Genomic DNA, 11,269 nt, shown 5'->3' with positions numbered 1-11,269 from the left:
TATGCTTCATGTAAGCCTTGCTGCAAATTGAGTATTTTTTGTATCTCCTTGTTCCAGCCTGCATGTCGCAGGACCAGCAGGCACCCTTGGGAATCCGCCATGCTGAATATCGCTTCACCCTCTTTCGCCGCCGATCCCATCAATTACATCAATGAACCCGAGCCGTCTGACACCTTGGTTCTGATGCAATGTGTGCTGGAGCAAATGGACTACGGTCTGGCGCTGGTGCACATGGCCACCCGCCAGATCCGCTTTGCCAACCGCTTGGCGCACGACGCACTGAGCGGCCCCGGCAGCCTGCGCAGCGGCCTGTGCATGGCCGACGGGCGGCTCAGCACACAGCTGCGCACCGACACTCCGCAACTGGAGCACGCGATGCTGCGTGCCCAAACTGGGGTGCGCGCGCTGATCAGCCTGGGCGGAGAAGACAGCGCCACCAGCGTGGCCCTGGTGCCACTGAACGCCCCCGGTGCAGCACCTTATGCTTTATTGGTGTTTGCCAAACAGCAGCTGTGCGACAGCTCGACGATGGCGCTATTTGCCCGCGAGCGCGGCCTAACCAGCGCCGAAAGCAATGTGCTGGCCTCGGTATGCAGCGGTATGCGGCCCACCGAGATCGCCACCCACCACGGCGTACAAATTTCTACCGTGCGCAGCCAGTTGCGCAGTATCCGCATCAAAACCCGCTGCGACACCATCCGCCAGTTGGTGGAAACGGTGTCCATCCTGCCGCCCATGGCCCGGCATCTGGCCGCTGTACAGCATTAATCTGGCCCCTGATTTTGTCGAATAGGTAAAGACGGGTTCCAGAATGGCATAGACTGCGTGCGCGCGACGTGCGCCCACTCTAAGCCATGCAGCCTCCCATCAACGCTCTTACCCACGCTTTTTGCAACGACCCCGTGCAGTCCCAATTGCTGCGTGAACTGGTGCCTTTGGGTGAATCACGGCGCTACCGCAAGGGCACGGTGCTGATCCACGAGTCGGACCCTGGCGATACGCTGTTTGTGGTGGTGGAAGGCCGGGTCAAGGTGTACTGCACCGACGACTTCGACAAGGAAATCACCTTTGGGGTGATCGGCCCGGGCGATTATTTTGGCGAAATGTCACTGGACGGCGGACCGCGTTCGGCCAACGTGGTGACCCTGGAACCCACCGTCTGCACCCTGCTGACGCGCACCACGCTATTGGCTTTTATTGGCCTACACCCCGAGTTTGCGCTGGACCTGCTGTCCAAAGTGATACGCCGCGCCCGCATGGCCACCAACAGCGCCCGCAACCTGGCCTTTGTGGACGTGTACGGACGCCTCAGCCAGTGCCTGCAGAACCTGGCCACGCCCCAGCCCGATGGCACCCAGCGCATCACCGAACGCATTACCCACCAAGAAATCGCCAGCCGCACCGGCTGCAGCCGTGAAATGGTCAGCCGGATCCTAAAAGACCTGGAAAACGGCGGCTACGTACACATCGAGAAACGCCAGATCATCCTGGTGCAGCCCCTACCCGCCAGGTGGTGAGCTGGGGCTGGAAATTTATAAAAAATAGGCCTCCAGCGCAGGCAGAACCTGCGGCAGAAGCTATTTAAAATATAGCAAATCAATCCAGCGCACGTTTCAAGCGAATCTCTTCAATCTTGATGTCGCCCATCGGCACAGTCTTAGCGGTGTTGAGTTCGCGCTTGAAGCCGGCCAGGTCAAAAAAGCGCAGCGCGCGCTCGTTGCGCAGCGGAATCCACACGGTGACAGTGGTGCAGCCTTCTTCCACCAATGCTTCGCGGGCCGCATCCCACAGGGCCAGGCCGACACCTTTGTCCCAGTGGCTTTCAGCCACGTAGATGGACCAGATCTCGCCCACAGTGTTCTTGGTGCCTTTGTCGCGCGAGCGGTCAAAGCCGACAAAACCAACGAGCTTATTGCCATCCAAAGCCACCTGTACCTGGGGGTCGCCGTATTCGATGGCATCGCGCCACATGCCCAGACGCTTGGGGGCAGGCATGGTGTTGAGGTGCTCGTCCGGCACCAGGCCCTGGTAAGCGGAAGCGGTGGCACTGACGTGCAGGTCGGCAATCGCCTGGGCCTCTTTCAAGACAGCGGGGCGGACATCAACGGTAAAAGAACTGGTCATGGAAAAGATAGGCTTGAGCGCGAAAATATTTTGGGGGACGGGGATTGTCGCCGCAAAACGCCACGGTATTGGCACCCCCGGAGCCTCCGACTAAACTCGGCTTTACCTATGCGATACGAAACCGCCTGTTGTACAGCCCATAAAGCCCAGATCGCCCCGGAAGAGGCGCAGTTTGATGCCCCGCCGGATCTGCCTTTGCTGGTGGCGGCTGAACAGGCGGGGCTACTGCTGGCCAGTTCGTGCCGCAACGGCACCTGCCGCACCTGCATCTGCCTGCTGGTCAGCGGCCAAGTGGCCTACCGCATCGCTTGGCCGGGCCTGAGTGCCGAAGAAAAAATCCAAGGCTACATCCTGCCCTGCGTGGCCTATCCAACATCTGATGTGGTGCTGCGGCTGCCCGCGCAGGCCGGAACCACGCCGTTCACCACGGCATAACGTTCGCCGGACCTGCCTGTGCATACCCCCGACACGCCTGCGCTGACCCTGACCGTCCTGCTGGAAGACACGGTCTTGTCCATGGCATTGAGTGACGGGCGCGCCATCGGCCACATCGCCCGCAAAGTGTTGCCCGAGGGATGCTTGCAATCCCTGAAGATGCCGCCTGCAGACAGCCTGAATGTGCTGGGCGCACGCCTCAGTGCCCTCTTTTTTCCCGAGAAAATTCGCCAGTTTTTAGCCCACAGCCCACCACGCCCGCTGTGCCTGCAACTGGACCCTAACCTGCTCGGCATCCCTTGGGAAATGGCTTTTGACGGCATTCACTACCTGGGCGAAAAGTTCCAGACCACCCGGCAGATTCTGTCCGATGCCTCGCTGGTGCCCACGGCGCGGGCACCAGCCCACCGCGAAACCTTGCGCGTACTGCTACTGAGCCTGGGCAGCACACCCGCCCACCGTGCAAGCAGTGTCTACTGCGCAGCGCTGGCCAGCAGCATCCAGCGCACCGAAGGCCTGGCCCTGACCAGCATCACCGCCGAGCACGCCCATTCGCTGGACCGCACCACCCTGCTGCGGCTGGCCGACGACCACGATGTGGTGCACTGCACTGTGACGGTGGAATCCAGTCAGCCCCCCTCGCAAGACTCCATCGCAGCGACCTGGGCCGACATCGCCCAGCAGTCCAAAGCCAGCCAGCTGCTGGTGTTTGACCAGGCAGCTTCCGTGCTCGCCAGCTCCGCCTGGCTGCATGCGGCCTGCCGCCGGGGCGCACCCGTGCTGGTCCACGAGAGCGATGGTGGCGCGCCCGACCCGCAGGACTTCATGCTCCCTTTCTACCAGGGACTGGCCCAGGGCCTGCCGCTGCATGAGGCGGTACGCGTAGCCCGGCTGGACGGCATACGCCGGGCGACCCATACCGGTGGCACTGCGTCCCCCTGGGCGGCGGCGCTGTACGGGGACGGCACACTGGTGCTGCGACCCCGTACCGACCGGCCTGGGCTGGACGACAACCTGCGCCAGGTCACCTCCATGTTCTGTGACCTGGTGGATTCCACCCAGCTACTGGGAGCCTGGGGGGCCGAACGCTACAGCGACATGCTCGACAGCTACCACGCCGCCTGCGCAGGCATCGTGGCGCGCTGGGGCGGTGTGTCCGACGATCCGCAGGGCGACGACAGCATCATGTGCTACTTCGGCGTGCCACTGGCCTACGAGGATTCCGTCGCCAGGGCACTGCGGGCCGGGCTGGAGATTTTGCAGGCGGTAGCCCAGTTGGGCGTGCAGGTGCGCGTAGGCGTGGTCACCGGGCACGTGGTGGTCAAGGCAGGCCAGCCGATTGGCGTGTCGCTGCACCTGGCAGCGCGGCTGCAGTCCATCGCCCGCCCTGGCACGCTGGTGGCCAGCGACTCGACGCGGCAAATCGTCAAAGACAAATTTGTGTTCGAGCGGCTCACCGACTTGCCGCAGCTCAAAGGCTTCCCGCTGGCCACCAATGCCTACCAGGTGCTGGGCGAAGTACGCGACCACGCCATGCTGCGGGCCGAAGCCGCCCCCCAGCGCACCCCGTTTGTGGGGCGCGATGCCGAGCTGCAACTGATCGAATCGCACTGGTCGGGCGTACAAACCAGCGGCTTGCGGGCCGTCCTGGTGTCGGGTGAAGCAGGCATGGGCAAGTCGCGGCTGACCAGTGAATTCCGCCGGGCATTGCACGCGCGCGGCCACCGCACCGTCGAATGCCGTTGTACCCCGGAGCACACCCAGAGCGCCTTCCATCCGCTGATCTACCTGCTGCACCGCCGACTGCGCCTGCACGGCGACGACAGCACCGAGACCAAACTCGCCCGCATCCAGGCCCGTATGCCCCACAGCTCGCAGGAAGGTGACTTGGCGCTGGTAGCCAACCTGCTGTCCGTTGCCACCGACGGCCACCTGCCGCCGGTGCAGTTCTCGGCCGAAAAACAGCGCCAGCGTACGCTGGACATCCTGGTGGCCTGGCTGGTCCATGAAACCCGCAACGGCCCGGTGTGCCTGCTGGTGGAGGACCTGCAGTGGATCGACCCCTCCACCCGCGAATGCGTGCACCGTGTCATCGCCGAAGGAGCCCATGCGGCCCTGTTGATTTTGCTGACCCTGCGCTCTGAGTTGGCTCCACCGCACGACCCGGGCTTTGCGGTGCATGAAGTGCCACTCAAAGGCCTGTCGGCTGCCGCCACACGGGCGATGATTTTGACCGCCTGCGGCCCCTGCGCCGTGCCGGGCGAGATGGTGCAACTGCTGGCCGACAAGGCCGATGGCGTGCCGCTGTTCATCGAAGAATCCACCCGCATGCTGATAGACCTGGGCGTTGAGCCCGACAGCATGGATGCCACCCTGGCCGCCCGATTCACCGTGCCTACCACCATCCAGGACCTGCTGATGGCCCGGCTGGACCGGCTGGCCACCGCCAAGCAGGTCGCACAGGTAGGGGCCACCATAGGGCGCGAATTCTCCTTGCCGCTACTGCAAGCGGTGCTGGTCCACGAAACCTCGCCGATCGGCACCAACCACCTGCCCGCCCAGTTGGCAGCGCTGGTGCGCTCCGGGCTGGTGGTGGAAAAAGGCGATGCCGCCAGCCCGCGCTATGTCTTCAAACACGCACTGGTGCGCGACGCGGCCTATGAGTCCATGTGGGAGCGCGACCGCAAACGCCTACACCGCACCATTGCCAACGTCGTGCGCGAGCAATTTCCCGACATGGCGCAAACCCAGCCCGAGCTGCTGGCCCACCACTTTGCCCAGTCGGGCAACGATGCCCAGGCGCTGGAATACTGGGAACGCGCCGCCCGCCGTGCGGCCAGCCGATCGGCCCACGTCGAGGCTATCAACCACCTGCGCAGCGGCCTGGGCCTGCTGGCGCGGCTACCGCCGGTGTCCGAGCGCGACCGGACCGAACTGCGCATGCAACTCATGCTGGCCGGGCAGCTCATCACGACCCACGGTTACGGTGCAGACTTAGTAGGCTTGGCCTACGAGCGCGCCGCTGAACTCTGCCAGCGTGCGGGCGACGAGGCAGCCCAAATGAAAACCCTGCTCGGACTAGAGGGCTACCACTTCATGCGCGCCGACTTTGGTCGCGCCCACACCATTGCGCAGCAGGCCGCCGCGGTGGTGGCCGATTCGACCGACCCTATGCGCAAGATCCAGCTGCAATGGGCGGTGAGCAACATCCTGTTCCACCAAGGTGAATTTACGGTCGCCATCGCGCAAATGGACAGCTGCCTGGCCGCCTATGGCCAGTTGCAGCACCATCCCCGCATGGTGCAAGACCCCGGCGTGATGTGCCTGTGCTATTCGTCCTGGGCTCTGTGGGAGGTAGGCAAAGCCGACCAGGCCCTGGAGCGGGCGCAGAAGGTGGTGGCCATGGCCGAGCAACTGGACCATAAATTCAGCATGGCCGAAGCCCATGCGTTTTGCGCCTCGGTCCGTTGGTTTCGTGGCGAAACCACCCAGGCCTTGCACTGCGCCAAGCGCTCCCGCGATATTTGTAGCGAAGGCGGCTTTGCGGTGTGGCTGTCGTACGCCCAACTGCTGCACGGTCGCCTGGTCGCCGAGTTGGGCGACCCGGAAACCGGCGTGCTGGAAATGCGCCACGCCTATACCCAGTGGATCGCTACCGGGGCCATCGTCACCCGCCCGCTCTACCTGGCCATGCAAGCCGAAGGTCTGGCCCTGGCCGGACGGCCCGACGAAGGTTTGGCCCTGCTGGCCGAAGCCTTTGACCTGGTGTGTCACTACAAAGAGCACTACCACGAGGCCGAGGTACGCCGCCTCACCGGCGAGCTCATCCTGCAATCCAGCCGCCAACAGGGCGTGGACCGCCAGTTGGAAGCCCAGCAATGGCTGCTGGGCGCGCTGGAATTTGCCCACGCCCACCGGCATACCGCCGCCGCCTTGCGCAGTGCTACCAGCTTGGCCCGCCTGTGGTCTACCCAAGGCCGCGATGCCGATGCCCTGCGCATCCTCAAAATAGAGTATGACGATGTAACAGAGGGTTACTACACTCGCGACGTGCAGGCCGCCAACGCTCTGCTGCAGTTTCTACAACACGCCAGCAGCCTGCCAACACCCGCTTAAACCCTGGGGGCATGCTGGTCCATCCGATGGAGCGACCATGACCACCCCCCACCTGACCGCCTTAAAGGCGGCCCCCAACGGTGCCAGCCACAACCACCAGCTCTTCAGCATGCTGTGCGACAACGCGCAGCGGACCGAGCTGTACCAAGAGCTGCTGTCCCACCCCCAGGTACTGCCCTTTACCAGCCGGGCCGACACCAAGTTCCGCTCCACCGACGACGGCAACTCCGAGTACCACCAAACGGTTTACCTGCTGACCCAGCGCGCGCACATCGAACAGGCGCTAACCGACACCGCGGCTTTCAGCAACGCCCCCTACCTGGCGCTGGGCAGCGGCACCTTCATGCTGGGGCTGGACAAGGACCAGCCCAGTCCGGCCAGCGACGAGCACCTGGCCCAGCGCAAGCTGGCCATGCAGGCCTTCCACTACGACGCGACCACCATCGGCACGCTGTCCGCGGTGGCCTACCAGGCGGCCTCTACTCTGCCGCTGAAGTCGCGCAACTTTGACCTGGCCCTGCTGGCCGAGCAGGCCGCGCTGCGCTTTGTGGGCTTTTTGTTTGGCTTTGCCCAGTCGGATATCGCCCTGCTGGAGCGCACCACCCGCTTGGCCTACGCCGGTATGAGCTACCAGATGTTTGCCCGCCATTTTGTGACCTCGCCCGGCACCCTGGTGGAAACCTCGGGCGGCATGGGCGCGCTGCTGATCCGGGTGGCCCAGCTCATCGACCAGTACCAAAACCCCATCAGCCGCGCCGACATCGACGAAGCCAAAACCATTGCCGGTGAATTGGCAGAGTTGCAAACCTTTGTGCCCGGCTTCCAACCCGTGTTGCAACGCCTGGCCGCAACCGCCGGGGGCTTTTCCGGCACCGAGCTGGCGGCCATCGTGGTCGGCTCGATTGCCGGCATCGTGGGCAACGTGCAGGCCAGCGTGTCGATTGCGCTCAGCCAATTATTCACCCTGGACCTCATGGACACCGCCAAGGCCGCCGCCCAGGCGCGTGCCGCCAACCCACGCGACCCCGCGCTGCAAGCGCTGGTGCTGGAAGCCCTGCGCCTGCAACCTCCCGCACCGTTCCTGCCGCGCAAGGTCTTGCAAGCCAACCCGTTTGGGGATGTGGAAGGCCTGCGGATACCGGCCAATGCCATCGTTATCCTGGCCGTTGGCGCAGCCACCCGCCAAAATGCCAGCGAACAGCTGCACAGCTTTCGCAAAGATGCCAGCACCGACGACCCGCTGATCTTCGGCGGTCCGCCCGATAACAACCCCGCCACCCGCTACCTGCACCAGTGCCTGGGTAAGCACATCGCTCTGCCCCTCATCACCCACGTCGTGCAGCAGGTACTGCTGTTGCCCGGCCTAGACCGGGTACTGGACAGCCGCACCGCCGACATCGGCGTGCTGACCAAGCGCTGGGGCTTTAACTGCGAAAGCTTTCCGCTGCAGTACACCGTGGACAAGGCACTCATCCAGCAGTCGCTCAACGTAGTCATGCCCATCAAAACCCCGCTGTCCGAGCATGCCGAGATGGTGAAAAAAATCATCGCCTATGGCGCGCCGCGCATCCAGCTGCGGCTGGACCAGTCGCGCCATGTGCACTTTGCCTGGTTCAACCTGCAAAACAACGACAGCGAACTGGCCCTGCACACCGTGTTCGACGGCGACTTTGATGCCTACATTGAACACTTTGCGCTGCACGTCGGCCCCTTGTTCGACCAGTTGCTGGAACACATCCAGAACGCGCCGCCCCTGCCCGTGGCCGAGTTTCCCAAAGAATTTGTGGACACCATCCGCCGCTACAACCAGGCCCCCGCGGGCGGCTACTTCTACAGCGCCTACCCGATGCGCACCGTAGACGACATCCAACGCGCCACCAAGGGCATGCCATGAGCGCTCACCCCCCAGTCAACCCGGCCCACCTCCAGAACCTGGTGGTCAACGGCTTTGACACCCACAACACCCGGTATTTCCTACTGCACATCGCCGATACCCAGGCCGGTGCCGCACGCCAGTTTCTGCGTACCCTGCTGGACCAAGGCTGGGTGGTCAACGCCGACAACTCCCGTAACCAGGCCAACGCCCTGCTGCAGCACCAGCGCTGCCCCGTCGGCATCGGCTTTACCTTTGCCGGCCTGCAGGCGATGGGACTGCCCACGCACTACCAGCGCCTGTTCCAAAGCCGTGCCACCGCCTTTGCCGAAGGCGCGGCCCCGCGCGCCTCGCACCGCCTGGCCGACACCGGGCCCAGCGCCGTCGCAGAGTGGGAGCCCGCCTTCCAAGCCCGCGCGGCCCACCTCTTTTTGACACTGCATGCCGATGACCCCGCCGTGCTGGACCAGTGCACCACCACCCTGCGAACCATGGCGGGCCCGGCCTTTGCCCCCGAGGGTTGGGCCCAGCCCTTTGACGGTGCGCACCTGGGGCACAACAAGAAATCCCGGCGCGAGCACTTTGGCTTTCTGGACGGCATCACCAACCCCTTGATCGACGGTGTGCACCGCCACACCCCTGGGCACGCCGAACTGAAGGTAGGGCAAAAGCTGCTACCCCCCGGCGAATTTCTGCTGGGCTACGGCAACAGCGATGGCTACAACCGCTGGTTGATCGCATCCGAAGACGCGGAAGTTCGGCAGTTTTTTGCCGATGGCAGCTTCTCGGCCTTTCGCAAAATGGAGCAGAACACAGAGGCGTTCAACACCTTTGTGCAAAGCCAAACCAGCAGCGCCTTGCCGGAGGAGACGGTGCGTGCCAAGCTGCTGGGCCGCTGGCACGACGGCCAGGTCATCACGCCCACACAAGCCACACCGCCTACCGGCCCCAAGCCCAGCACCCGTGCCGGCCTGAACGATTTCGACTTCAGCGCCGACCCTCAAGGCCAGGGCTGCCCCTTCGGCGCGCACATCCGCCGCATGAACCCGCGCGAGGACCCCGTGGTACCGGTGCGCAAACGCCCGCTGATACGGCGCGGCATCCCCTACACCAGCCCCGACGAGCGCGGCCTGCTCGGCCTGTTCTTCTGCGCCAGCCTGGAAGACCAGTTCGAACACCTGTTGGCCGAATGGGGCAATAAAAACCCGTTTGGCGTGCCCAACCCCAGCAGTGCCAAAGACCCGATCGTCGGCAACCACGAAGGCAGCGGCGGTGTGTTCGACATCCCCAGCGCCACCGGGCCCAACCCGCAGCTCTGCGGATTCAAGCCGTTTGTGAAGACCAAGGGCACGCTGTACAGCTTCTTCCCCAGTTTGCCGAGCTTGGACGTGCTGGCGCGTGGAATATATGAAAAATAGGCCTCTAGCGCATATTCCACCTGCGCAAGCAGCTATTTTTAGCATAGCAAATACCCACTCGACTGCACACCGGAAACACAGCGGGTGTAATACGGTATCGCCACTGCACAGCCCCACGCCATGACCACTACCCTGCCCACCTATTTCATCTCCCACGGCGGCGGCCCCTGGCCGTACATGGAAGAGATGCGGCCCATGATGCGCGTGCTGGCCGAATCGCTGGCCGACATGCCGCGCCAGATCGGAGTCACTCCCAAAGCCGTGCTGTGCATCTCCGCGCACTGGGAGGAAAACGCCTTCACCGCCATGTCCAGCCCCCAGCCGCCCATGCTGTACGACTACGGCGGCTTCCCGCCCCATACCTACAAGGTGGTCTACCCCGCGCCGGGCGCGCCGGAACTGGCCCAGCGCGTGGTGGCGCTGATCACCGCCGCCGGCCTGCCCGCCGGGCTGGACGCGCAGCGTGGCTTCGACCACGGCACGTTTGCGCCGCTGGTGGTGATGTACCCCGAAGCCAATGTGCCGGTGCTGCAGCTGTCGCTGAAAACCGGGCTCGACCCGGCCATCCACCTGGCGCTGGGCCGCGCCCTGGCCCCGCTGCGCGACGAGGGCGTGCTGATCGTCGGCAGCGGCCTGAGCTACCACAATCTGCGCATGTTCGGCCCGGCGGCCCGCGCGCCGTCCAAGGCTTTTGACGACTGGCTGCAAGACACTGTGGCCGCCAGCCCGGCCGAGCGCGAAGCCCGCCTGCTGGCCTGGGCCGCCGCACCCTCGGCCCGCCTGGCGCATCCGCGCGAGGAGCATTTGATACCGCTGATGGTCGCCGTAGGCGCGGCTTTCAACGACCCGGCCACCTGCGTGTACCACGAGGAGGGCATGATGGGCGGTGTCACCGCCTCCAGCTTCCGCTTCGACACCCAGGTATAAACAGGCCGCTGGCGCAGATAGCACCTGCGCTAGCAGCTATATATTCAATAGCGCATGTACTTTCGATCCATCACTGCCTTCTGTGCCGCCCTGCTGTGTGTCGGCGCGGCCCACGCGATCCAGGACTGCGAGCTCAACGGCGAGTCCGTCAACCCCAACAATGGCAACACCACGGCGGGCAAGACCGGGTTGATGCGTTGCAAAGACCGCGACAGCGGCCAACTGGCACGCGAGCAAGAGCTGCAAAACGGCCGCTTCATGGGCCTGGACCGCTACTACCAAAAGGGCAAGCTGCAGCGAGAGCGCAACGTCAACGAGCGCGGCAACAACCACGGTCTGATGCGCGACTTCGCCCCCGATGGCACGGTGCTGTACC

8 protein-coding genes and 1 pseudogene are annotated in these 11,269 nt (G+C 64.1%); 8 read left to right on the top strand and 1 reads right to left on the bottom strand.

Annotation, left to right across the window (positions count from 1 at the left end):
* Window positions 1–99 precede the first annotated feature (99 nt).
* Both ABI213_RS21420 and ABI213_RS21415 read left to right on the top strand, forming a co-directional pair.
* Window positions 100–768 (top strand): helix-turn-helix transcriptional regulator, encoded by a 669-nt coding sequence (locus ABI213_RS21420; RefSeq protein ID WP_348005286.1) that lies wholly within the window; start codon window positions 100–102, stop codon window positions 766–768.
* An 86-nt stretch (window positions 769–854) separates the two neighbouring features.
* A complete protein-coding gene (locus ABI213_RS21415) occupies window positions 855–1,517 on the top strand; it encodes a cyclic nucleotide-binding domain-containing protein (protein WP_348005285.1) in 663 nt (220 codons plus the stop codon).
* A 79-nt stretch (window positions 1,518–1,596) separates the two neighbouring features.
* Here ABI213_RS21415 and ABI213_RS21410 read toward each other — a convergent pair whose 3' ends face one another.
* Window positions 1,597–2,124, bottom strand: coding sequence for a GNAT family N-acetyltransferase (locus tag ABI213_RS21410; RefSeq protein WP_348005284.1), 528 nt, complete (start codon window positions 2,122–2,124; stop codon window positions 1,597–1,599).
* A gap of 108 nt (window positions 2,125–2,232) precedes the next feature.
* On the opposite strand from ABI213_RS21410, the gene ABI213_RS21405 reads away from it, so the two are divergent.
* The 6 genes and pseudogenes from ABI213_RS21405 to ABI213_RS21380 form a co-directional block, all read left to right on the top strand.
* Window positions 2,233–2,559, top strand: a complete 327-nt coding sequence (locus ABI213_RS21405; protein ID WP_348005283.1) for a 2Fe-2S iron-sulfur cluster-binding protein — start codon at window positions 2,233–2,235, stop codon at window positions 2,557–2,559.
* Window positions 2,560–2,577: 18 nt separating this feature from the next.
* Entirely contained in the window at window positions 2,578–6,675 is a 4,098-nt protein-coding gene (locus ABI213_RS21400) for an AAA family ATPase (protein WP_348028579.1), read from the top strand.
* Window positions 6,676–6,712: 37 nt separating this feature from the next.
* Window positions 6,713–8,569 (top strand): hypothetical protein, encoded by a 1,857-nt coding sequence (locus ABI213_RS21395; protein WP_348005281.1) that lies wholly within the window; start codon window positions 6,713–6,715, stop codon window positions 8,567–8,569.
* Entirely contained in the window at window positions 8,566–9,966 is a 1,401-nt protein-coding gene (locus tag ABI213_RS21390; protein ID WP_348005280.1) for a hypothetical protein, read from the top strand. Before ABI213_RS21395 ends, ABI213_RS21390 begins: the two co-directional genes overlap by 4 nt.
* Before the next feature lie 120 nt (window positions 9,967–10,086).
* Window positions 10,087–10,893, top strand: coding sequence for a class III extradiol ring-cleavage dioxygenase (locus ABI213_RS21385; protein WP_348005279.1), 807 nt, complete (start codon window positions 10,087–10,089; stop codon window positions 10,891–10,893).
* 54 nt (window positions 10,894–10,947) lie between these two features.
* Window positions 10,948–11,269 (top strand): annotated as a pseudogene (locus tag ABI213_RS21380) (hypothetical protein); the annotation flags it as partial.

This window comes from Rhodoferax sp. (assembly GCF_039922535.1).
Lineage (GTDB): Bacteria > Pseudomonadota > Gammaproteobacteria > Burkholderiales > Burkholderiaceae_C > Rhodoferax_B.
The sequence above is the reverse complement of the archived record's forward strand: the minus strand, read 5'-3'. Positions and strand labels throughout refer to the sequence as shown.